This is a genomic window from Nostoc sp., from assembly GCF_036917635.1.
Taxonomy (GTDB): Bacteria; Cyanobacteriota; Cyanobacteriia; order Cyanobacteriales; family Nostocaceae; genus Nostoc.
This window is the reverse complement of record NZ_JBALCW010000110.1, coordinates 1-23,263: the sequence shown is the minus strand read 5'-3', so window position 1 is coordinate 23,263 and position 23,263 is coordinate 1. Positions and strand designations below refer to the sequence as shown.

21 protein-coding genes are annotated in these 23,263 nt (G+C 43.7%); 12 read left to right on the top strand and 9 right to left on the bottom strand.

Translation table 11 applies throughout. The features are described from left to right. Positions 1-8: 8 nt before the first annotated feature. Together V7K32_RS26805 and V7K32_RS26800 are read right to left on the bottom strand one after the other, a co-directional pair. Positions 9-635, bottom strand: a complete 627-nt coding sequence (locus tag V7K32_RS26805) for a restriction endonuclease (RefSeq protein ID WP_334997932.1) — start codon at positions 633-635, stop codon at positions 9-11. A 44-nt stretch (positions 636-679) separates the two neighbouring features. Then, a complete protein-coding gene (locus V7K32_RS26800; RefSeq protein WP_334997671.1) occupies positions 680-928 on the bottom strand; it encodes a helix-turn-helix domain-containing protein in 249 nt (82 codons plus the stop codon). Positions 929-1,107: 179 nt separating this feature from the next. Between V7K32_RS26800 and cobJ the strand changes: the two genes are divergently transcribed. The 6 genes from cobJ to V7K32_RS26770 all read left to right on the top strand — a co-directional run bounded on the left by cobJ (position 1,108) and on the right by V7K32_RS26770 (position 5,298). After that, positions 1,108-2,829 (top strand): precorrin-3B C(17)-methyltransferase, encoded by a 1,722-nt coding sequence (gene cobJ / locus V7K32_RS26795; protein WP_442938812.1) that lies wholly within the window; start codon positions 1,108-1,110, stop codon positions 2,827-2,829. A gap of 264 nt (positions 2,830-3,093) precedes the next feature. After that, the gene (locus V7K32_RS26790; RefSeq protein ID WP_334997667.1) at positions 3,094-3,339 is read left to right on the top strand and encodes a hypothetical protein; all 246 of its coding nucleotides are present in this window, start codon (positions 3,094-3,096) and stop codon (positions 3,337-3,339) included. A gap of 141 nt (positions 3,340-3,480) precedes the next feature. Continuing rightward, positions 3,481-3,939 (top strand): restriction endonuclease subunit S, encoded by a 459-nt coding sequence (locus V7K32_RS26785; RefSeq protein ID WP_334997930.1) that lies wholly within the window; start codon positions 3,481-3,483, stop codon positions 3,937-3,939. Then, positions 3,939-4,508: a zeta toxin family protein gene (locus V7K32_RS26780; RefSeq protein WP_334997665.1), complete on the top strand. Its 570-nt coding sequence runs from the start codon at positions 3,939-3,941 to the stop codon at positions 4,506-4,508. The genes V7K32_RS26785 and V7K32_RS26780 overlap by 1 nt, the downstream gene beginning before the upstream one ends. Continuing rightward, complete coding sequence (locus tag V7K32_RS26775) at positions 4,468-4,695, top strand: hypothetical protein (protein ID WP_334997663.1); 228 nt, start codon at positions 4,468-4,470, stop codon at positions 4,693-4,695. The genes V7K32_RS26780 and V7K32_RS26775 overlap by 41 nt, the downstream gene beginning before the upstream one ends. A gap of 30 nt (positions 4,696-4,725) precedes the next feature. Continuing rightward, positions 4,726-5,298, top strand: a complete 573-nt coding sequence (locus V7K32_RS26770) for a type I restriction-modification system subunit M (protein WP_334997662.1) — start codon at positions 4,726-4,728, stop codon at positions 5,296-5,298. Positions 5,299-5,338: 40 nt separating this feature from the next. Here V7K32_RS26770 and V7K32_RS26765 read toward each other — a convergent pair whose 3' ends face one another. The 3 genes from V7K32_RS26765 to V7K32_RS26755 all read right to left on the bottom strand — a co-directional run bounded on the left by V7K32_RS26765 (position 5,339) and on the right by V7K32_RS26755 (position 9,654). Next, entirely contained in the window at positions 5,339-8,254 is a 2,916-nt protein-coding gene (locus V7K32_RS26765; RefSeq protein WP_334997660.1) for a glycerol-3-phosphate acyltransferase, read from the bottom strand. Positions 8,255-8,429: 175 nt separating this feature from the next. Continuing rightward, positions 8,430-8,606, bottom strand: coding sequence for a hypothetical protein (locus V7K32_RS26760; protein WP_334997956.1), 177 nt, complete (start codon positions 8,604-8,606; stop codon positions 8,430-8,432). Positions 8,607-8,703: 97 nt separating this feature from the next. Then, entirely contained in the window at positions 8,704-9,654 is a 951-nt protein-coding gene (locus V7K32_RS26755) for a D-2-hydroxyacid dehydrogenase (protein ID WP_334997658.1), read from the bottom strand. Positions 9,655-9,976: 322 nt separating this feature from the next. On the opposite strand from V7K32_RS26755, the gene V7K32_RS26750 reads away from it, so the two are divergent. The 3 genes from V7K32_RS26750 (at position 9,977) to V7K32_RS26740 (ending at position 12,096) form a co-directional block, all read left to right on the top strand. Then, a complete protein-coding gene (locus V7K32_RS26750; RefSeq protein ID WP_334997656.1) occupies positions 9,977-10,684 on the top strand; it encodes a TVP38/TMEM64 family protein in 708 nt (235 codons plus the stop codon). A 107-nt stretch (positions 10,685-10,791) separates the two neighbouring features. Beyond that, positions 10,792-11,808 (top strand): glycosyltransferase family 2 protein, encoded by a 1,017-nt coding sequence (locus V7K32_RS26745; RefSeq protein ID WP_334997654.1) that lies wholly within the window; start codon positions 10,792-10,794, stop codon positions 11,806-11,808. Between the two features lie 54 nt (positions 11,809-11,862). Then, positions 11,863-12,096, top strand: coding sequence for a TauD/TfdA dioxygenase family protein (locus tag V7K32_RS26740; RefSeq protein ID WP_334997652.1), 234 nt, complete (start codon positions 11,863-11,865; stop codon positions 12,094-12,096). A 71-nt stretch (positions 12,097-12,167) separates the two neighbouring features. Here the strand turns inward: V7K32_RS26740 and V7K32_RS26735 are convergent, their stop codons facing one another. After that, entirely contained in the window at positions 12,168-16,028 is a 3,861-nt protein-coding gene (locus tag V7K32_RS26735; protein WP_334997650.1) for a hybrid sensor histidine kinase/response regulator, read from the bottom strand. A gap of 555 nt (positions 16,029-16,583) precedes the next feature. Between V7K32_RS26735 and V7K32_RS26730 the strand changes: the two genes are divergently transcribed. The 3 genes from V7K32_RS26730 to rnhA all read left to right on the top strand — a co-directional run bounded on the left by V7K32_RS26730 (position 16,584) and on the right by rnhA (position 20,599). Further along, on the top strand, positions 16,584-16,868 hold the full coding sequence (locus V7K32_RS26730) for a hypothetical protein (RefSeq protein ID WP_334997648.1): 285 nt from the start codon (positions 16,584-16,586) through the stop codon (positions 16,866-16,868). A gap of 126 nt (positions 16,869-16,994) precedes the next feature. Continuing rightward, entirely contained in the window at positions 16,995-19,193 is a 2,199-nt protein-coding gene (locus V7K32_RS26725; RefSeq protein ID WP_334997928.1) for a CHASE2 domain-containing protein, read from the top strand. Between the two features lie 497 nt (positions 19,194-19,690). Beyond that, positions 19,691-20,599, top strand: a complete 909-nt coding sequence (gene rnhA / locus V7K32_RS26720; RefSeq protein ID WP_334997646.1) for a ribonuclease HI — start codon at positions 19,691-19,693, stop codon at positions 20,597-20,599. Positions 20,600-20,669: 70 nt separating this feature from the next. Here the strand turns inward: rnhA and cruG are convergent, their stop codons facing one another. The 3 genes from cruG to cruF are packed head-to-tail and all read right to left on the bottom strand — an operon-like array spanning position 20,670 to position 22,986. Beyond that, the gene (cruG, locus tag V7K32_RS26715; protein ID WP_334997644.1) at positions 20,670-21,866 is read right to left on the bottom strand and encodes a 2'-O-glycosyltransferase CruG; all 1,197 of its coding nucleotides are present in this window, start codon (positions 21,864-21,866) and stop codon (positions 20,670-20,672) included. 52 nt (positions 21,867-21,918) lie between these two features. Continuing rightward, positions 21,919-22,044: a hypothetical protein gene (locus V7K32_RS26710; protein WP_334997642.1), complete on the bottom strand. Its 126-nt coding sequence runs from the start codon at positions 22,042-22,044 to the stop codon at positions 21,919-21,921. 30 nt (positions 22,045-22,074) lie between these two features. Then, a complete protein-coding gene (gene cruF, locus V7K32_RS26705) occupies positions 22,075-22,986 on the bottom strand; it encodes a gamma-carotene 1'-hydroxylase CruF (RefSeq protein ID WP_334997640.1) in 912 nt (303 codons plus the stop codon). Between the last annotated feature and the right edge of the window lie 277 nt (positions 22,987-23,263).

Sequence of the window (23,263 nt, the reverse complement as noted above, 5' to 3'; positions counted from 1 at the left end):
ATTAATTTTTACAATAAGTTAAATACACAACGACTACGGGCTGAACGTCCAGTAATGATTTGGCATTGGCGACTAACTCTAATATTCACAGTTCTAGAATATCTTTTAGATGAATACTCAGTCCAGATGATAGGCACTATTGTATTCTGTTGTTCAAATAATCCAACCAGTCTGATTGGTATATCAAAAACTTGGTATTTAGTCAAAGCTGTTAACTGATTAACAGCTTGCTCGTAATAAAGAGTGCTGTTGGAAGCAGGAAACATCAGAGCCTTTGTCACCCGAATTACCAGATTAGTTGGGTATCCAACAAATTCAGTTTTAGCTTTGAAGAACAATTCTGAACGCAAAGTGTTATTGAGTAGGAAGGGATAATTGGAAAACTGAATTTCAATGATAATGCCAGCTTTGGCAAAATCAACCTCTGTACCCAAAAATCTGTAAGCTAGGGGAATAGGTATATTTGATTGCCAACCATCATGAAAAAAGGCAGCTTTAATGTATTCGTTTGTACCTACTGGCTCGAATATTGCATTACCCTGAATTCCAGCTTGATCTGAAGCTTTGATGTGCAAAGGCATTCTAGTGAGAGTAGTACTAATCTCATGCCATTCGTTCTGGTATTGAGTATTAATGATTGTATCTGCTGCGTTAAAATCAACATATTGAATAATGATTATTATGTCTCCTTTTGGTATTTCAACAGTTCTTCGATAATAGCAAGCGGATCTATTTCAAGAACTTGGGCAACTTGTAAAAATTCAATCACGTCAAGACGACGCTCTCCACGTTCATACTTTGATACATAGGATTGCGGAAGCTCTAACTTTGCCGACAACTCTACTTGAGTGAGCTTGGCAGCTTTTCGGGCTTCGATAAGTAGCTGGCGAAACCGATTGTACTCTTCGCTGAAAACTGATTTAGGCACTTTAGCTTGCCCTTTTTCTGGCGATGGTTTATTCGATCTCGATGAGAGTTATGACATATTGTTGAACTCAGTTAAATTCTAAAACCTAATATGGGATAAACCCAAAATAGGTTTTTGAGGATATCTAAATTTGTGCTTTTATTTGAAGGATATCAAATTTTGCAAGATATCTACTTATGATGATGAACGTTGCACCCGCGATTCTAGTATTAGGTCAAAATAGCGTGACAGTAGCACGCAAAATAATCACTATCCTACCAGGGGCGACACTATACGGTCTAGCCGATCGCACATCGGGAGTTGATGTCAGCTTTACTAACTTTGGCGAGACGTTGCGCGAGTTATTTGCCCAAGGGACGCCGCTAATTGGCATTTGTGCTGCCGGCATTTTAATTAGGACGCTAGCTCCCGTACTCTCAGATAAACAACAGGAACCACCAGTGCTAGCTGTGGCTGAAGATGGTAGTGCTGTTGTCCCCCTTTTGGGCGGACTTGGTGGGGTAAACGATTTGGCCCGCCGCATTGCTGAAGCGCTTGATGTAAAACCTGCAATTACGACCACAGGCGATTTACGTTTAGGCACAACGCTGTTGTCTCCTCCCCCCGGATACCATTTAGCAAACCCAGACGATGCTAAGAAATTTATCTCAGATTTGCTAGCCGGGGCGCAAGTCAAGTTAGAAGGCACAGCACCTTGGTTAAGCGATCGCAAACTACCCATAGATCCACAGGGAAATTTGACCATCCAAGTTACAGAACGTTTGGTAACTCCTACAGCCAACTGTCTTGTCTACCACCCAGCAACGATCGCGATCGCAATTACTGACACCATTGATGATGCAGTAGCTTTAGTACAGCAACTACTAGCTGATACCTCATTAGAAAAAGCATCAGTCGCCGGGATATTTGCATCCATCACCGCCGCAGCCAATCCCGCAATTCACGCCGTAGCTAGCGCCTTAAGAGTGCCTGCCCGATTTTTTACCCCAAATCAGCTAGAAAGTCTGTTATCACAAGGTTATAGCCTTGCCCAAGCAATAGCGATCGCCGCCACAGGCACGTCCCCCATTACTTTCTCATCTCCCGATATAGCGATCGCTATTGCCTCTCAACCAATTGACCCCAACACCATCGGTCAACCACGCGGACGGTTAGCGATTATTGGCACAGGACCTGGTGGATCGCAATGGATGTCTCCCGAAGTGAAGGAGATACTCAAGTCGGCAACTGACCTAGTGGGTTATAAAACTTATTTAGATTTAATCGGTTCTCTGGCTGATGGCAAGCAACGGCATGAGTCTGACAACCGCGAAGAAGAAGCACGGGCAATTTTTGCACTTGATTTGGCAGCATCTGGGCGATATGTAGCTGTAGTTTCATCCGGCGATCCTGGTATCTATGCAATGGCAACAGCAGTTTTTGAAGTGTGCGATCGCTATGCCAAACCCGAATGGGACACTATCGACATTCATGTAGCCCCAGGTATCTCCGCTATGCAAGCAGCAGCAGCAGCCATTGGTGCGCCTCTTGGACATGATTTCTGTGCGATTTCGCTCTCTGACATTTTAAAACCTTGGTCTGCGATCGCACAACGAATTGCTGCTGCTGCTGAGGCTGATTTCGTAATTGCTTTCTACAATCCTGTTTCTAAAGAGCGTACCTGGCAACTGGCAGAAGCGAGAAATATTTTGCTGCGACATAGAACACCGGATACCCCAGTAGTGTTGGCCCGTAATCTTGGTAGACTAGGACAGACGGTAAGAGCGATCGCACTTGACCAATTAACACCAGCAAGTGCTGATATGCGGACAATTATTCTCGTCGGTTCCACAAAAACCCGAACCATCAAGCGCCGCGATCGTAATATCTGGGTTTATACGCCGCGTCGCTATACCGAATAGTAAGCATGAGCGGCGCTGTCAGCCAAGAGAGCAAGGGAGGCTAGGCACTTCTTTCAATATACAAGGGTGTGTTAGGCGCATATTTTCGATATTTTGCTTTCCCATACAGCAGATTGCGCTCTAATCGAATACACGTAAAGACGTAGCACTGCTACGTCTCTACAAGGTAAAACTCCCAAGGATGATAGTTGGAAACTGAAATATAAGGAACCTGTTGCACCAGATACCTCTGATTTACCAGAGTTACCAAATGGTTGGTGTCGGGTGAATATAGAACAGTTATCAGAAGTTGTGAGAGGTGCTTCACCTAGACCTGCTGGCGATCATAAATTTTTTGGTGGAAATATAGCTTGGATTACAGTAGGTTGTTTAACTGCTGATAATCAACCATATTTAACTTCTGTGTCAGAATTTGTTACAGAAGCAGGAAAAGCAGCAAGTCGTTATATAGAAGTAGAAACCTTAGTTTTAACTAATAGCGGTGCTACTTTAGGGACTTCCAATAAATAAATTCTTCAATCTTGTGGGGTGGGCATCTTGCCCGCCTTTGGCTATGGGCGGGCAAGATGCCCACCCCACACGAAGTAATTGAGTATTTTTTAAATTGTAAGTCCCTTAGGCGTTCCTAAAATAGTAAAAATTTGAGGATGTATTAATGACGGTTCTGTAGCTTTACTACACATTGACTATCCCCTAAAACTGTATTTATACTATTTTCTTTCAAGTATTACAAAAAAATTAAGGTCAATTAATCAAGGTGCAGCACAACCCAATTTAAATACAGGTATAGTAAAAAATATTTTAGTTCCTTTACCTTCATTTATTGAACAACAGCAAATTGTTACCGAAGTTGAACGCTGTTTATCAATAATCGACCAACTCGAAAAAACCATAGACACCAACATCAAACGTGCTGAAAAGCTCCGCCAAAGCATCTTAAAACAAGGCTTTACAGGTCAACTTCTCCCCCAAGACCCCAACGACGAACCCGCCGAAAAACTCCTAGAACGCATCCAAGCAGAAAAAGCTAAACAGGTAACAACCAAAACCAAGAAAAAGACCAAATCTCAGCCTAAATCATCCACACAATTAGCATTACCATTAGATTAATGCCCAACCTATACATTATCGGCGGTGCAAACGGTTCTGGTAAAACTACCGCCGCCCTGCAAATCCTCCCCTACTTCCTAGAAGTATTTGAATACGTCAACGCCGATGAAATAGCAGCCGGACTTTCTCCTTTTAACCCGGAATCCGTAGCCATTCAAGCCGGACGCTTAATGTTAGAAAGACTAGAAACTCTGGTGAATGCTGAAGCTGATTTTGCATTTGAAACAACTTTATCGGCTCGTAACTTTGCCAGATTCTTGAGAGAATGTAAAATTAAAGGTTATATTATCAACTTAATTTATTTTTCGTTACAAAGTCCCGAATTAGCGATCGCACGGGTCAAGAGACGTGTAGAAAGTGGCGGTCACAATATCCCAGAAGATACTATTCGCCGTCGCTACGAACGGGGGCGCAGCAACCTAATTAACTTGTATTTACCTGTGTGTGATACTTGGATCATCTATGATAACTCTGGGTCTGAACCTCTATTAGTGGCTGCATCAAATATCAATCAGGAAGCAATTATCTATGAACCCCCAATCTGGAATCGAATTACAACCAGGGAATAAAGCGCAAATTTCTCTAACAGAAATCCATCAAAAAATTGATGCAGGTGTTAAAGCTGCTGTTGCTAAAGCTATCGAAAGACACCGCCGTTTAGGAGAATCTATTAGCATTTGGCAAGATGGTCAAGTTATGACATTGACCGCCGAGCAAATTCCTCCTCTTGACTCAACTGTTACTCATAGCGAATGACAGTTAAACCCTATCTACAGATTTAATTAAATGGCAAACGAATCTTCGACCATCGTCCAAAAACTCTGGAATTATTGCAACGTCCTCCGTGATGATGGCGTTAGCTACAATGACTATGTAGAACAGCTTACCTATTTGCTGTTCCTAAAGATGGTCGAAGAACAAAACCAACTCCCCCCACCATTGGGTAAACGTTCCACTATTCCCACTGAATATAGCTGGGAGGCTTTGCGATCTCTTGATGGAGATGCTTTAGAAATCCAGTATCGCCACACCTTAGAAACTCTGGGGAAAGAAAAAGGATTGCTGGGGGTTATCTTCCGTAAATCCCAAAATAAAATTCAAGATCCAGCTAAATTAAAACGACTGGTGGAACTGATCAATTCAGAAACCTGGATTGGTTTAGATATTGATATCAAAGGGGAAATTTACAAAGGACTTTTACAAAAGAACGCCGAAGATGTTAAGGGTGGTGCAGGTCAGTATTTTACCCCAAGGGCATTAATTCAAGCCATTGTCGAAGTCATGCAACCCCAGCTAGGACAACGCATTTGTGACCCCGCTTGTGGAACTGGTGGCTTTTTCTTGATTTCGGCATTGTGAGAAACTGATTCTTCTGGCAAGTTTTTCAGAGAAGTGGTAATCATTGGGGTCTTAAATCGTTAGATAATTCCACAATACCCCTAGAGCCATCAATCCTTACCCGTTGACCATCTTGCAGTAGCCATGTAGCGCCATGAACATCCATGACTGCGGGAATTCCATACTCACGAGCAACGATCGCACCGTGAGAAAGCCGTCCACCAGCTTCGGCAATTAATCCTCCAGCCCTTAATAATAAAGGTGCCCAGCCGGAATCTGTGTAAGGTACTACCAGAATCGTATCTCGATCAATTTCCGGCACGTCTTGTAAATTTCGCAACACTTTTACCCTACCTTCAGCTTGTCCCTGGCTGGCTCCAATCCCTTGTAATATTTGGTCAGAGTAGAGTGCAGAGGGAGCTAAGGGGTGAGGGGGTGTATTGCCGTAAACTAAAAGGGGTACTTGAATGATCTCACTATCTTGGGCAAATTGCGATCGCCTCGATTCCACTAACTCATCTAACTCTTGAATTAACCTAGAATCGTCACCCACAATTAAACGCCGGACTTCATCAAACTCTAGAAAAAAGATATCTCCTGTTTTCTTAAGTAAGCCGGACTTTAACCAAATCTTCTCTAAAGCTACAAAACTCCACCGCAATTCAGCTAAAAGCCGCGAATAAACTTCGGTAACTCGTCCCTTGATATCCACACGCCGTTGCACAAATCCACGTTTGCGCTTACCAGCAAAAATGCTATTAATTGCGTCTTTAGCGCCTGATTGTGGTTCGTTACCCTGCATTAACTGTACAAACATCTGCTTAATCATCTGGGGATTTTCCCGCCAAGTAGGAACGGAAATATCTGTTCCTACTTCACTTAAATAGCCGTAATCCTGAAGTAATTCGTCAAATTCTCGCAGGATCTTTTCTCCCTCTGGGGTTTGCTTTAATTGCTTAAATACTTGTTGTGGTTCAAACTCAAGCAATACTTGTTTAGCATCTGTTGCTATTGCACTGAGCGATCGCAATGCCGCTACCTCTGGAGTAATGCTATTATCAATTTGCCCATCCTTTACCCGAAAAATCCCCTGCCGGAGGGCAGCACTCAAGGGAGCTAAGATACTATAATATGTTCCATGACGCAGCAACTCTAAAATAAAGTCAATTCTTATTAGCAGCTTGGCTGGTTCCCAGTTATCTATATCTTCTTGTGCCAACTGCGACAAACCAGGAATGAACCGTTTGTGATAATCCTGCTTGAAGTCTTTTTCTAAACTTAATTCCCGCCTCAGCAACTTTCCTAGTCCTGGCAAATTCTGCAAAGTTGACTGCAAGGATGGTTTACTTAATTTAGCTCCTCTAGTTAAAAATTCCAAACTTTCCGGCGGCAATCCCATGCGGAGAAAAATATCTCCTAAGAGGGATGCATTAAAGTAGGCTCTCGAATAATGCAGAGTTGCTGTTTCAGTAAAATCTAACCCAAAAGCGCGATCGGCTAAAACTAGAGTAAAAAATTCTCCCCAAACTCCACAAGTTAAAGGGCGATTAATCGACCATGTTAAGGGGTGAATTACTCCAGGAATCACTTCGGCGGCGATTTTGCGTGTCCAGATTGGTAGTAGAGTGGTGATCGGTCGAGATTGCAACACCCAGAGTGTTTGACCGTCGTAACTCCATTCCATATCTTGAGGAGTGCCATGATAACGTTTTTCGAGTCGATAAGCTAAGTATGCAACTTGCTTAATTAATGCTTGGGGGACTCGTCCTTGACCCTCTAGTTGCACAGAGGAGGAATTTTCTGTTTCAATGACAAAAGCACGATATTGTTCTGGGGTGACTTTTCCCGAAACGACTTGCGTCGGGCTACCTGGGAGGGCTTCAATAATGATTGCATCACCTTGCTGGGTAATGGGATCGCGGCTGAAAGCTACACCAGAATATACACTCTGGACTTGTTGTTGAATTAACACAGCCATTGCTGTATCATTTAAGCCGCGATCGCGCCGATATTGCACGGCAGATGGATGATTGTAGGAAGCTTTAACTTGAGCGATCGCTGATTCTAATGCCTCTGGGCTGGTAACATTTAAAACTGTTTCATACTGTCCAGCCGCAGAAGCTTGAAATGAATCTTCTCCAATGGCAGAAGAACGCACTACCAAGGGAGATAATTCTGATGGCTGAAGAAATTCTGTCAACCCTTGGGGATCGTCGATTGGGGCGAGTACCCATCCCTTAGGGACTGAATAACCCCAACGCTTAATTTGAGATAATGTAGCCGCCTTTTCTCCGACAATGGCAGCATCCAACTCTTCATCTAAAGAAACCATCGCGCGTTGGCGTAGCCCGTCGTAGACATCGCCGCGGAAAAATTCCAACATCGCAAGAGATTCTGTTTGTGCCTCTTGGGCTGGCAGATTCATATCATCAGGAATTTTAGTATAAATCAAGCCCATTAAAGCAGCTAAAGCGACAGCAGCAAGCATTCTGGGGAAATCGCTAATGTGCAGAAGTGCCACAAACACAGGAAAAAGAAGCAAAACCCCAAATTTTACTACCTTTCTCGATTGCAGAATTGTAAAGGTAATTCCTGCAAAGAAGGATACAAATATTGCCACAAGAGGATCATGTACGACAAATCCCCAGACAACATTTGTCGTACCTGCCCCTCTACCTATCCAGTATCTACCTATTACTAGAGCAATCAGGGCGATCAATTCCCAAAACGATCCTTCCGGTAAAAAAAGGCGGCTGAGTAAGACTGCCGCAACTCCTTTAAAAGCTTCTGACAAGACTGCCAGAATTCCGACAAACTTACCGCCATGATAAAAGGCAGCTGATACACTAATGTTTCTTGTACCAACTTGTGATAATTGCTTGCCAGTTAGCGCGTAAGTGATCCATCCAATTAGGGGTAATCCGCCCAAGAGGGGGCAGGCAATTAAAATAACTAAGACACCCCAAGGTTCAAACATTCGTGATTTTGGACTTTAGATTTAAATTTTCCATCTAAAACCTTAAATCTAAAATCTAAAGTTTTTCTAAATTTTTGATGGGAATTAGGGCGTTTTTATTTACTAGTTGCTGAGTGGACACTTGGTTACGACGGCAACCGTTTAAGACAAGTGTCCTTCTCAGCTACTAATGGTTTTAGTTTAGCGCATAGGCAGCTTGCAGCGCCCAGATTATCAGAGCAGCGATCGAACCCAGAAGTAACACGGTAGAGATAGTGACTACTTTTGGGGAATCTGCACCCTCAAATTTCATAATTCCGCGATTTAAATCGGACATAGCTTTGTAATCCTCTTCTGTTGGAGCATGAAACATTTGTCCGTTTTGATTGTAGTCCTTCTATTTGCGGATGATGTTAAATTCCCAATATTATTTTGTTTTTCCCAATTCACAATTCTCTATTCCCCATATTTTAGTATCCTGCTTGCTTGTCTACGACATTTCGCAAGGGCTGACCGGTTTGGTAGCGTTTGAGGTTGTCGATAAATAGTTGTGCTATGCGCTCTTTGAGGCGTGGCGAAAGGGCTGAACAATGGGGCGTGATAAAGGCGTTTGGCAACGTCCACAAGGGACTTTCCGGCGGCAGAGGTTCTGTAGCTACTGTATCTAATCCAGCACCCGCAATCCATCCCTCACGAAGTGCGGTGAGTAATGCGGCTTCATCTACGATCGCACCACGAGCGATGTTAATTAAGTAAGCAGACTGACGCATAGAGCGCAATGCAGCTGCATCGATCAAGCCTTTAGTTTCTGGAGTTAATGGTGTAGCAATAACTACATAATCTGCTGCTGGGAGGAGCGATCGCCACTGATTGGCACCCACAACTTTATCAAAATTTGGTAGGGGTTCGGGATGGCGGCGACTACCCCAAACTGTGACTCCAAACGCTTTGGCACGAGATGCGATCGCTTTACCTATATTCCCAGTGCCGAGAATTAACAAATTCGCATCTGCCAACTCTTCGAGAAACAATCCTCTTACCCAAGTATGTTCATTCTGCAAAGTTTGCAATTTCCCCAGATTCTTGGCGTGATATAGCATGAATGCCAGTACAAATTCCGAAATTGGAATCGCATGAACCCCTGCGCCATTAGTGAGGATAATGTCCTTTTGCAAAAAAGTTGGTGTGAGGATGTGATTAACGCCAGCACTCGGTGACTGTTGCCAACGCAGCTTGGGTGCTGCTGTCAATACTTTGTCATGGGTAGAGGTTTTCAAGTAAAATCCGTTGACATAAATTTCTGCATCACTAGCATCACCATCAAAATTACCTTCACTATCCACCTCCACAACATCTATATCAGATGGTAGGTGTGGCTGAATATCAGCAATGAGATGATCGGGTAATATTAGTTTCACCATTTGCTACTCCCTCATTTAATTTTGGATTTGGGATTTTAGATTTTAGATTGTTCACAAAGATAAATCTAGAAGGATCAAGCTTTTGATTTTACCTTTGGTGTTTTTGCTTAATCCCAAATCCCAAATCCCAAATATAAAATTGCCATGTCAAATTAAGGGTTTGAAACCCACGGAGGTGGGTTTTGTTTGTGTAGATGCGGTTTCTAACCCCCCTTTTCGCTACGGGTACACCTCACTTTCCAAAACCAAGGTTTTCAAGAATTAATTAAAAGGGAAATTTGCCAAAGATGAATTGTGTTACAAAAAAAGCAGGAGTATTCTAGTGGGGAACTTGAAAGCTGGTATTTTAGTACTCACACTGAGTTGTATCATTGCAACTGGTATAGCAGTGTATCTGCTTGGCGGCATTGAACCAGCACAAATTCAAGCTTTGCTAAAATCTTCTGGTATCTGGGCACCTGTTATTTATGTTGCTTTGTACGTTGTGGCAACTATGTTAGTTTTGCCCTCAACAGTGCTAAATTTGACTGGAGGTGCAATTTTTGGGCCTTGGCTGGGTACTTTCTGGACTAGTGTTGCAGCAGTCATTGCGGCAATAATTGCCTTTATTTTTACTCGGACTATCGGACGGAAAACAGTTGCCAAACGACTAGCAGGACGCTGGCAAGCAATGGATGCTGAGGTACGGCGTGGAGGGCTTTTTTATATGTTTGCCATCCGACTAGTACCAATTATGCCCTATGGTTTGGTAAACTTTGTGGCTGGACTGACATCGATCAGTTTTAAAGATTATGTTGTAGGTACAACACTTGGGACTGTTCCTAGTGTATTACCTTTTGTACTACTGGGTAGTTCTGGTTTAAAGGTAGTCAAAACAGGCGATTTCTTGCCGCTACTACTCGCCTTGGGCTTAACTGGAACCCTGGTAGGAGGGTCTACTTGGTATCGTCATCGTCGGAATTTTCCCAAAAAAGCTGTAGAAAGCCTTAAAGAATCAGATTCAGATTACATAAATCCAAAGAACAAATAAATTATCGGGATAGGACTTGAATCTTGCTAGGTATACTAAGAACCAAACCTTTACGATCGCAAGCAGTCTATCAGCTTAGGCTGTTCAAAATTAAACGAGATTCTTAGATGCTACCAAAGTATTCATTGATTGTTCCAATTTATAACGAAGAAGAAATTATTCCGGAACTATACCGCAGACTGAGTGCAGTAATAAATCGGCTCGATGGTGTTGTCGAATTAATTTTAATCAATGATGGTAGCCGCGATCGCTCCCTAGAACTACTACGAGAACTCCATCAAAAAGACCCGCGCATTTGCTATCTAAGCTTTGCTCGTAACTTTGGTCATCAAATTGCAGTTACGGCTGGTCTGAATTTTGTCCGGGGTCAAGTTATCATCATCCTTGATGCTGACTTACAAGATCCACCAGAACTAATCCCCGACATGATTGAAAAATGGCGACAAGGCTATCAAGTCGTCTACGCTCAACGCACTCAACGCCTCAAGGAAAGATGGTTTAAGCGTTTTACTGCCTACTTCTTTTATCGCATCCTCAAAAAGCTTGCAGATGTAGAGATTCCTACTGATACTGGTGATTTTTGTTTAATGGATCGGCAGATCGTCGATATTCTCAATTCTATGCCAGAACGCACCCGCTATATCCGTGGTCTGCGTTCTTGGGTTGGCTTTGAACAAACAGCAATTCGGTTCGAGCGCAACCCCCGCTTTGCTGGGGAAGTTAAATACACTTTCAGCAAATCTTTGGCGCTGGCGATTAATGGTCTAGTATCCTTTTCAATAGTGCCACTGCGGTTATCAACCTACTTAGGGTTAGTAGCGGCGACGGCGGCCATCTTTATGGCTTTATTAGTTTTGTATTGGCGGCTTTTTGTCCCCCATTCGCCTTTAACCGGGTTTACGATTATTTTGATGGCAATCTTCTTTCTGGGATCTGTGCAGTTAGTCAGTGTTGGCATCTTAGGCGAATATATAGGGCGCATCTATGAAGAAGTTAAAGCCAGACCCCTCTATACTTTGGCAGAGGTAGGTGGGTTCTATGCCAAATCTTCCAGATCAACGAAAAATTCTGACAAACTAGATAATTTAGAAGATGCTACTGCTCAAAATCTAGACCAGTATTGACCTAAGAAAGGCAGAGGACAGTTGGTGAGGACAGGAGGGGTAAGAGCCTGTGCATTGGCCGCTACAGAAGTGGAAGTTGTCGGATTAGAGCCGGAAGAAGGATCTAAATTGGTTGAACAGTTACGTAAGCATTTAAATCAACCCAAATTCTACTACCAACATAAATGGTCTATAGGTGATATTGTCTACTGGGATAATCAAGCTACCTTACACTACCGTCAAGCATTTGATCCGAATCAGCGAAGGGTATTGAAACGGGTTAGCCTTGCAGGTAGTCGTCCATTTTAACCTCTATAAGCGATCGGTAGAGGCAGGTTTATCACGATCGGGCAACGGCTCTCGTGAGGGAGTCGTTGAGTTTAATCAGCTATTAAGTTAGCGATCGCATCTATTAATTCGGCTGGTTCTATTGGTTTTGCTAGATGCTTGTGAAATCCGGCTGCAAGTACCTGTTTGGCGTTCATTTCTCCAGCATAGGCGGTAAGTGCGATCGCTCGAATTTGCCCTCCTTGTTCTGCTGGTAGTGTTCTCAACTGTCGCATGAACATACATCCATCCACTTCTGGCATCCCAATATCGCTTAAAAGTATATCTGGCAGAGATTGGCTTAAAGCGGCTAGTGCCTCATTTGCTGATGTCACTGCTGTCACATTTGCCCCATACTGCTCTAGTAAGAAGGCAATAAATTCTCGCGTATCTGCATCATCATCCACTACTAAAATATTGACACCATTTAAATTTGAGGATGTCTCTGAGTCGCTAATGTCTTGTTTAATCTCTGATTGATTTTGGATTAACGGGAGTCTCACGGTAAAAGTTGCCCCCTGATCCTCGCCTCTGCTTTCTACCTGCACTGTCCCGCCATGCAGTTCGACTAAGTGACGGACGATCGCTAACCCTAATCCCAATCCACCAAATTTTCTGGTGGTGCTGCTGTTCTCTTGGCGAAAATATTCAAACACGTAAGGCAGAAAATTGGGATCGATGCCCTTCCCAGTGTCGCTGACGATAATTTGAGCGGAAACCGGGGAGTGGTTTGGTATTTCTTTACCCTCTACTTCCCACTCCCCACTCCCTACTTGTTCCAATCGAATATCAACCCGTCCCAGAGCAGGTGTAAACTTAACTGCGTTTGAGAGCAGGTTCCAAACGATTTGCTGCAATCGACCAGAATCACCTAAAACTTGCCCCAAATGTGGTTCTAGGTGGATGTGCATCTCAATTGACTTCGCTTCGGCTGAGAGCCGCACTGTTTCCATTGCTGCTAAAATCACAGATGCCAAATCAACTGGGTAGATATTTAAGCTAAGTTTACCTTGTAAAATTCGGGAGATATCCAGCAAATCTTCAATTAGTTGAGCTTGTAACCTAGCATTTCGCTCAATAGTCTTCAGCGCTTGAGGGATTGTCTTTTCATCAAGTTTTTTGGTTTGGAGTAGCTTAGACCATCCTAAAATCGGGTTGAGTGGCGATCGCAATTCATGAGAAAGGACTGCTAGAAACTCGTCTTTAATCCGGTTAGCGTTTTCTGCTGCTTCCCGTGCCGTTTGCTCTGCCTCGTATAGGCGGGACCGTTCCATCGCTTGAGCGCACTGCTGTGCTAGTGCTAGGATGAAGGATTGGTCATCTTGATTAAACTGCTGAATTTCACCAAAAGCTAGAGACATTCCACCTATGGCTCGTCCCTCAACGATCAATGGAATCGAAATCCAAGCTCTGTAATTATACCGTGCATACTCCTGAGCTAGATGTGGGTAACGAGAAACCCTTGTTGTTGTTGGCTCTTGCCAGATGGGCTGTTTGGTTTGTACTGCTTCTGCCAGTGGTACGGATGTATAAATAGAGAATCGACGCCATGAATCGACAGTTTCCTGTTCATAACCTACTGCACGGACAATTTCTAGTTCAGTGCCGCTTTTAGTCACTAGTGCGACTAAAGCAGAACTAGCTCCCAAAGCTGCCATACCTTGCTCTACAATTACTTCAGCAACCTGTGCCGGAGTCAGAGATTCTGAAAGTGCGGCGGTAATGGCTTGCAGACGCGCAGTGCGAGATGCTGCCTGTAAAGCCGCCTGTTGAGATTGCTGGGTTTCTGTATAGAGTCGAGCATTATCAACGGCTACGGCAGCACGGCGAGCTAACTCCTGGGCTAACATTAGGCTATTGGTAGGGTAGCAACGACCTGAAGAAGATACCAAAGTCATAGCTCCCAGCACCCGTCCCCGAACTATGAGCGGTACACTAATGCCAGATGTCGGATTTAATTCTTGCAAAATTTTTAGATGACTGGCGTTTTGGCTTATCGCTTGTATCTGTTCATCAGAAATAAAATCAGTAATTTTATATCTACCTGTCCGTATTACCTCAGCAATACCTTTTTTCAGTGTCAAATCAGGCGGATAATTTTGTAACTGTTCTACCAATTCTTGTTTTTTTGGATCGGCATGGGCTGCTGCAACCCGGCGGACTAATTGATTGTCACAAATAATATCAACTAAGCACCAATCAGCTATTTCAGGCACTACCAAACGTGCTAAACTAGCTAAGGTTGTCTCGTAGTCTAATGATGCAGCCAAAATCCCACTAGCTGAAGCTAGAAAACGCTGCTCCGACTCTACCTGCTTACGCTCTGTAATATCCCGCGAAGAGGCTTGGATCTCTAAAATTTCTTTAGTTTGGCGATCGCGGATAGCTCGAATAGTTGTTTCTAACCAAATATAATGTCCGTGTTTATGACGACCACGGTGAGTAATAGTATAAATATCTGGTAAATCGGCATTGACTGGATAATTCTTGGCAATCTCTGCCAAATCGTCAGGGTGAACTAACTCCTGGCTGGGATGACCTACTAGTTCTTCTGGTTGATATCCCAATACTGTGTAGCAAGCTGGTGAAATGTACACAAGAGTTCCATCTACTCTGTGGCGTGAAATAATATCAGTTGAATTCTCAGCCAGCAGCCGAAAACACGCCTCACTCTCACGCAGTTTTGCCTCTGCCTGTTTGCGTATATTAATGTTACGGAAATAAACTGATAAGCCTGTAGATGAAGGATAGGCGCGAACCGCAAACCATGCATCAAAGGGTGGGTAATAATCTTCAAGCTCAAGGGGCATTCCTAAAGCAACTGCTCTTTGATAAAGCTGACCAAAGCTAGTATCAGCCAGTTCTGGAAACTCTGACCACAAATTTTTTCCGAGCAAATCCTCGCAGGAACGCCCCAGATTTCTGCTTCCCTGCTCGTTGACGTAGGTGAAGCGCCACTCACTGTCAAATGCAACAAAGCCGTCAGTGATACTTTCTAAAATCTTGGTAACTTGCTCTTTGGCAGCTTCAGCCTCAAACCGAGCCGCTTGCTCCCGCTCAAATAGCTGTTGACGCTCGACTTCTGCTTGCTTGCGAGCGGTGATTTCTTCGCAGATTGCGCCCACCCAAGTAATATTATCTGGTAGTTTAATCGGATAGTAATTTACCGACCACTGCCGCAGCTTTCCAGGCGCGGCGGGTGTCTCTCCACTGGACTCTTGAGCAATATATTCTCCCGTTTCGATTACATGGTGGAAAGCTTCCATGACCGTAGAATCTACCCCAGGTAGCACTTGGACAACGGTCTTACCGATATGCACCTCTTGGGAAAAACCGTTCATTTCAGCTAAAGCGTCATTCAACCTAACGTATCTCAATTTCTCATCCCATAGACCAATACCTATAGGCGCGTTATTGAAGAGGGTATCAAGCAGAACATTAGCTTCAACCAAGCGAGTCTGTTCTGTTTTCAGTAGCGCCAGCAATTGCTCACGTTCTGCCTCAGCTTGCTTGCTATCGCTGATATCGACGCACATTCCTACCCATTCCTCGATTTCGCCTGTTTCGTCGAGTATAGGCACACCGCGGATCTTCATGTAACGATACTCACCGTCATGCCGCAGAACACGATACTCGGCAACTGCAACGCTGCGTCCAAAAAAAGCCTGTCTCCAAATAGCAGCTACAGATGGACGGTCATCTGGGTGCAGTGCCTCAACCCAACCCCATCCTTTGTATTGTTCAAGACTTTGCCCAGTGAACGCCTCCCAAGTTGGAATCTCGTCAACAACGTTGCCCCAAGGCCCCGCGCTCCAAACGATGGATGCGCTTGCTTCTGCCAGTGAGCGGTAGCGTGCTTCACTATGACGCAGATTTTCTTCTACTTGCTGGTGTTCGCCCAAATATTGCCGCAAATCTGTAACCTCTTGAGCTTTTAGATGATCAATTAAATCTTTAACAAGGGGAAAATTTTATTTCTCAACCGAGACACCTGAGGTTTCAAAAATCCGGCGACGTGTCCATCCGTTTTCTCATCGGTTTATATAAGACTTACACAAATTTATGAAAAAACGAACCGCAAAGGACGAGGCAGTGCGCCCTTGCGGTTTCCCGACTTGAAGGAACTGCCGTGCAAAGGACACGAAGTAATAAGAGTTTGAGAGAGTTTTTGCGTAAGTCATGTATACTGTGAAACAAAACCCCTAACATCGTTGCCAGTTTTACCTGTGATTTGTAGGCACTGCCGAGTATCACGAACCAACTCTGCAATCTTTGGCTGTTCGATTACAGCATAAGCTAAATATATTTTTATTTTTCTAGTAGATATTGGAATATAGCAGATGCTATAAGTCTCACTACATCTATCTAAAGTTATAGAGGTTGTCAGTTGATGATTATGGACTACATCAACTATTATGCAACCTAATTTAAGCTAATAATAGAATTGTTTCAATCCAGGTAATAAAAATATGAGGGTTTGGCTTGCCTGCTTTTTTGTGCTATTTGCCTTAGCAGAACTGTTTGACTGGTTGCAAGAATTTAATCTGCCATTACCTATCTATATTTTGGGTGGTGCTTTTTTAGCTATTGCTTCTAACTATGATAAAATATTTGATTCTTATTTTGCGGATTCAAGCATCGAGGCATCACTCGAACAACCCCAGTTAGATTCCCTAACCCCATCTACTAATCCTATTTCTTTCCCAATTGCCAGTGCTGTTGAAGATGCTCAAATATCTCAAACGGATGATTAGCTCTAAGCAACAAGTAAATTGGTACATTAATATAGAAGCTCAGGTTAATCAGCTTTTAATTTAGAGTCAGAAAATTAACTTTTGTGTCTGCAACATCTACCCAATTCAGGCTACCGCCGCAACGCCGTGATTAGTGGACTATTAGAAAAACTCCGTGTCCCCTTTGTCAAAGTTCAGGATTCGCGTGAAATTTCCCAGAGCAAAAGCTGGTTGCAAATTATTTTAGTTACCAGTGTAGGAGTCACCGCCTTTATTTGGGGAGTTCGGGAACTCAAATGGTTGCAGTCTTGGGAGTTGAGAGTTTACGATCAGATGTTGCGATCGCGTCCACCAGAAGCACCCGATCGGCGGATTTTGCTCGTAAAAATCACTGACGAGGATCTTAAACAAGATAAAGGGACTATATCAGATCGTAGAATCAATCAGCTATTAAAAAAAATAGAGTCTTATCAACCCCGAATTGTTGGTTTATATCTTTTTCAACCAGAAAACAACTATTTGGCGGCTAATTTACAAAATCAAGATAACATCTTCAGCACCTGTTTGTTCAGCACCTTGGGTAAAGATGAAATTCCACCACCGCCAAATTTTCCTATAGATAATGTTGGGTTTAGCAATGTAGTTACTGACAATGAAAACGAGCAAATTCTCCGCCGGAGTTTGTTATTTGTTTACTCTCCAGACAAAAAATGTACAACATCATTTGCATTTGGTGCGCTCATAGCAATTAATTACCTGGATAAACAAGGTATTGAATACAATTTTACTAATAAAGGAGATTTTCAGTTAGGTAAAATTCTCTTTTTGCGTTTACGAGCTAATTCCGGTAGTTACCAAAATTTGGATGCTTATGGCTATCAAATACTGTTAAATTACCGTCATCCCAATAGCCTCGCCGACCAAGTAACCCTCACACAAGTCCTCAGTGGTCAAGTCAACCCCAATTTAGTCAAAGATCGCCTTGTAATTATTGGCACTACAGCAGCTAATTTCCCTCAAAATAGCTTTTATACACCCTACAGTGCTTTGGCAGATCAACCAGCCAGAATGCCTGCTCTGTTTATTCATGCACAAATAGCAAGTCAACTTATTAGTACAGTGTTGGATGGGCGACCTCTAATTTGGTATTGGCCAGACTGGGCGGAGCTTATTTGGGTGTGGTGCTGGTCGCTCTTAGGTGGAATTATAGCATGGCGGTGGCAAAATCCGTTGCTGTTGCTAGTGGTGGTCGGGATAACTCTACTTGGGTTAGTAGGAATCTGCCTTGCTTTGTTTTTGCAAGCTGGATGGATACCATTAGTTCCTTCTGGCCTGGCTTTGGTGATTAGTAGTATCTGTGTGATTGCTTATACTAGCTACCAAAATCAGCGACAAACTCAGGCGATTATTCTGCAAGTTGAAAAACAACAAGAAGCGATCGCAGGGTTAAATATACTCTTAGAAGATAAAACAGCACTTCCCGACTCTTCTCTTGATTTTCCTCCCCCAGTTGATTCACCAGAAATAAAATCGGGTGATTTGCTTTTGAGTGGACGCTACAAAATATCTCAAGTTCTCGGTGCAGGTGGATTTGGCCGTACTTATTTAGCACAGGATACTCAACGCCCAGGTAATCCAATTTGCGTAGTTAAAAAGTTAATGCCAGCCCGTCAAGATACACGATTTTTGCAAATTGCTCGCAGGTTGTTTAATAGTGAAGCTGAAATATTACAATGTTTGGGTAAACATCATCAGATTCCCGAACTACTTGCTTATTTTGAAGATGACCAAGAATTTTATTTGATTCAACAATATATCGAGGGACATACCCTAAGTGAAGAATTACCTCCTGTGCGGAATGTGCAGAATGAATCATTTGTGATTGAGATGCTTAAACAAGTTTTAGAAGTTCTAGAATTTGTTCACCAGCATCGAGTGATTCATCGTGATATCAAACCGGCTAATATTATTAGATGCGCTGAAGATAATCGGCTAGTATTGATTGATTTTGGTGCTGTCAAATTAATGCAACCGCCAAGTAGTGAGCAAACAGAATTAGCGACAGTAGCCATTGGGACGCGGGGTTATGCACCTCCAGAACAATTTGCCGGTCATCCGCGCTTATGCAGTGACATTTACGCTTTAGGAATGATTGCCATTCAAGCCATAACAGGGATAGCACCGCAAGACCTCCACCCAGATGCAGAAACAGGTAATATTATGTGGCGGCAAACGGTGCAAGTGAGTGAAAAATTAGCCGCAATTTTAGATAAAATGGTTTGTTATCATTTTAGCGATCGCTATCAATCAGTGGCCGCAGTTTTACAAGATTTAAAACGTATGTAACCCTGGCAATTAGAAATCGCGGCCCCACATACTTTCGTGCGGCTAACAAAAAATTAATAGTTTACAACCCGCCTCTGCGGGTTTTGTCTGTAATATCAAGGGTTTATAGCAATTCACGAAAACCTTGATACATATAGATTTATCGTAGGGGTATGGCAAAGACAAGCCCTTACTAGCGTATTTGTATCATTTTGGTTAAGAATAGGACTTACGCAAAAGTAAACGCGCTCAGGGGCAATTCATAAATTGCTCCTACGGTAAATCAAGGCTTTCACTGCCTTTTTGCCTAAGTGCTGAAGAATATTCGTAGGTTCGGTTAAGCGTAAGCGTTACCCACCGAATAGCAAAATACTATTTTTGACCACAATAGCCTTGTTGTGGAGAGTTGTTGCCGGAGTGCGAACCAGTATAATAGCCTGGATGTTCTTTAAAAAATTCGCAGCTAATCACTCTTGCCTTAGCGTCCTTAGCGTCCTTAGCGGTTCGATACCCTAACCATGTCCACTCAACCCATAATCCAAAGCATATACACCGATGGTGCTTGCACCGGAAACCCTGGCCCTGGTGGTTGGGGAGTTGTCGTCTATTTTAGCGATGGCTCTATCCATGAAATGGGCGATGCATCTGCTCATACCACTAATAATAAAATGGAAATGCAAGCAGCGATCGCAGCCCTCCAATTTTTGCAAACTTCTCTTCAAACCCAACCCATCACCCTGCATACCGATAGCGAATACCTAATTAACTGCGTTACCAAGTGGGTGAAAGGCTGGAAACAGAAAGGCTGGAAAAAGTCAGATGGTAAACCCGTCCAAAACCAAGAGCTTTTGGAAACTCTCGATGAACTTAATACCCAACAGGTAAAATGGCAACACGTCAGGGGACATTCTGGTAACATAGGTAACGAACGTTGTGATGCGATCGCTCGTACTTATGCCAGTGGTAAAATTCCTTCGCTACAACAATTAACTCCGACAAATTTTTATAAATCTTTACCTTCTACCAATGAACTAAATGTAGCAAAAGTAGCTGATTATGAAAAAAAATCTCGAATAATTAACCAAAGTCCGCAACAAATCAGTACTTCTGCACCAGAAATAACCGTTATGGAACCATCAACTGGGCCAACTGCGGCCGCAACCGATGAAAAACCACCAGAAATGAGGGTTTCGCAACTCCGCAGCTTGGTCGAAACTCTGCGTATAGCTGACGAAATTTCAGAAAAAGGCTACTTAATCACCAGTTCTGAGTTAGCAGACTTGATGGATGTCCACGCCAGCGCTGTTACCAGTCGGGGAGATCAATGGCGCTGGCGAAACTGGATAGTGTCACGGGTACGCCGTGAAGGAAATCAAATTCTTTGGGAACTAGAACGTGGGGATCAAGTAGGAGGTGAAGAGGAATAGGGAGTGAAGAGTTAGGAGTTAGGAGTGAGGAGTTAGGAGTTTAAAATTCATAACTCATAACTTATAACTCCTAACTATATTTGCGTCCCCGCCACTCGCGTGGGTTGCGGAACGCAGATAAGAAGATTCGTAGCACAGCTAAGGGATCGGCAAAAGGGGAAAGCCAGAATAACCAACTGCCTTTTGCGCTTTTGCGATCGTAGGAAGGTGCGATCGCAATTAGCATAGCAAAGCGAATTACCACCAACAATAAATTTAGTCCCAGCAAGAGAAGTGGGGGAGTAAGGGAGTAAGGGTGTGGGGGAGAAATCAACAAAAAAGTGAGGACTATTAAAAGGGGTAGACCTTGAACAGATGTGAGTAACCATAAATCTCCCCACAACTGCGAACGAGAAGTTGCATCTTTGAGATCGAGACTCCGCCCCCATTCCTTCCACGTCTCCATCGCCCCTTCATACATCCGTACTTTCAGCACTTTTGCGCCATCTAAAAAGCCTACTTTATACCCTTGAGCAGCAATATTTCGTGCCAAAGTGACATCATCACAAAAAGAACTACTCGCACTGCTATAGCCACCCACAGCAGCTAAAACGGAGCGGCGACACAAAAAACACTGCCCATTTGCCATCACCCGTTCTGGCTGCTCTGTATTGATCCCAGCAGGATCAAATCGGTAAAGCAGAGTCATCAACAAAGCCGGTTGTAGCCAGCACTCTCCCGGATATTTTAGAATGAACTGGGGTGAAAGGGAAACGAGATCATAGCCCTGTGCTTCGGCTGTCTTTACCAAACCAGCAACCAAACCAGGATGCGGTTGAATATCAGCATCCAGCCCCAGAAACCACTGACTACCCTCAGAGCTAAATAGAAAACCGTTATGCAACGCCCAAGGACGCCCCACCCAACCAGAGGGTAAGGGGTCATCTGTCATCACGCGAAAGCGCGGATCTTTCTGTTGTGTCGCTTTTACCAAGTCGGGTGTACCATCAACAGACTTGCTGTCTACAACAATAATTTCCCGAATTTCGTAGCTTTGCTGGCTTAAACCAGCCAACAGAGGGCTAATGCGAAGCGCCTCGTTCAGCGTGGGAACGACGACGCTAACCTTACCCAAAAGCTCCAGTGTCGGCTGTTGCGGTTCTATTGGAGGAAGCCGTCTAGGCCCCTTTACCAGACGCGAAAACAGAATCGCCGTCGCTGGTACTTGGATAATTAGCAATAAAAGAGAGATGGCGCTCTCTACCATCAAAGCGTTGTCATTGGTCATTGGTCATTGGTCATTGGTCATTAGTCATTAGTCATTAGTGATTGGTCATTAGTCATTGGTCATTGGTCATCCCTTCGGCTTCGCTCAGAGCAAGTGGGCATTGGGCATGGGGCAATAGTTTTTCTTGCCCTGCCTCCCCTGCTCCCCCTGCCTCCCCTGCCTCCCCTGCCTTCCGCACTCCCCACTCCCCACTCCCCAATCTATAGACTTATTTCAAGGCAACTTTAACGTTTATTGCCACCGAGACTTCCTTGTTTGCTGGTTCAACAGCAACTGGAGTGGGTGTGGTTGAACTGCTTAACCACAGCGCCACAGCAGGAGTTACACCAAACAATAAGCCGAGCAACACTGGAATGGAGAACCCAGCGGCTAAGCTTAGTCCGGCGGCGAAGGCAAAGTTAGTTAAATAAACGACTAAGGGTAGATTGAGTTGCGATCGCTCTAATTTAATCGAAGCGTTTCTCCACAACAATCCTGCCACACTCATAAACAGGGCGCTAGTGCCAAACCAACCTGCATAGTTCTGGTAAGGTGTGCCAAAGAAAGCTCCTGGGTGTTCCCAATACCAAAAAGGCAAAGAGGTTTGACTCATCGCTGGCTCAAGGGCAAAATCCCAGCAAGTGAAGAGTAAAGCACCAACGGCTATAGCCGCAATATGGCGTCCCCAACTAGGTTTTTGTGCTACTTTCAAACCAGTTCTCGCAATTAAATAAGACGACAGCCCAACATAGAACCAAGATAAAGGAATTGTGAAAGGAACTAGCCCCCCAATCTTATAACCCAAGCCACTTAAGTAGCTATAATCACCAAATGGAAAACCTGTACTGGTTCCCAGTAGTTCACTTCCCAAGGAGATAAACATAGCCGGCAGCATAAATGCTAGCCAAGTTCCCAATCCCAGCGTCCGGTAAGCATAAATAGAGACAGCTATTGTCCCCAAGATGATATCAACTACACCGCCACCTGCCATACTTAACTGTACGGCAGTTTCTCCAACCTGCGATAAGTTGAAAAGTATTTCGGCATTAGGTACGACTAGTAGCATCCCTACCAGTCCAAAGGCTTTTGACACGATATGACCAATCAGGCATACGCGTTCAGCAATAACAAGTTGTCTCATGATAATTCCTTAACAAGATGTGACACGCGGCTACTCGGCTGCTAACAGTTTACAAATCTTTAACAACATATTGAACTACTTTGTGCCGCAATTCTCTACAAACTTGTTTGGCTTTCTTGGGAAGAGCATAACAGCTTATTGATTGAAGCTATAAGAAATATGATGATAGATTTACTAGTCTAAGCTATATAGAACCCATTTGACATCTTTTACTGTGTTGAAGTAAAGTGAGCGCAAAAGTTGTATAAAGTAGTAATGCCATACTCTAGCAGCCTCA

Bases quoted from the DNA above. Each gene is read 5' to 3' on its own strand.
- V7K32_RS26730 (WP_334997648.1), top strand. From the start codon at position 16,584: ATGAGGGTTTGGCTTGCCTGCTTTTTTGTGCTATTTGCCTTAGCAGAA.
- cruG (WP_334997644.1), bottom strand. From the start codon at position 21,866: ATGACCAATGACAACGCTTTGATGGTAGAGAGCGCCATCTCTCTTTTA.
- V7K32_RS26765 (WP_334997660.1), bottom strand. From the start codon at position 8,254: ATGTTTGAACCTTGGGGTGTCTTAGTTATTTTAATTGCCTGCCCCCTC.
- V7K32_RS26770 (WP_334997662.1), top strand. From the start codon at position 4,726: ATGGCAAACGAATCTTCGACCATCGTCCAAAAACTCTGGAATTATTGC.
- cobJ (WP_442938812.1), top strand. From the start codon at position 1,108: ATGATGAACGTTGCACCCGCGATTCTAGTATTAGGTCAAAATAGCGTG.
- V7K32_RS26760 (WP_334997956.1), bottom strand. From the start codon at position 8,606: ATGTTTCATGCTCCAACAGAAGAGGATTACAAAGCTATGTCCGATTTA.
- V7K32_RS26775 (WP_334997663.1), top strand. From the start codon at position 4,468: ATGAACCCCCAATCTGGAATCGAATTACAACCAGGGAATAAAGCGCAA.
- cruF (WP_334997640.1), bottom strand. From the start codon at position 22,986: ATGAGACAACTTGTTATTGCTGAACGCGTATGCCTGATTGGTCATATC.
- V7K32_RS26745 (WP_334997654.1), top strand. From the start codon at position 10,792: ATGCTACCAAAGTATTCATTGATTGTTCCAATTTATAACGAAGAAGAA.
- V7K32_RS26755 (WP_334997658.1), bottom strand. From the start codon at position 9,654: ATGGTGAAACTAATATTACCCGATCATCTCATTGCTGATATTCAGCCA.
- V7K32_RS26780 (WP_334997665.1), top strand. From the start codon at position 3,939: ATGCCCAACCTATACATTATCGGCGGTGCAAACGGTTCTGGTAAAACT.
- rnhA (WP_334997646.1), top strand. From the start codon at position 19,691: ATGTCCACTCAACCCATAATCCAAAGCATATACACCGATGGTGCTTGC.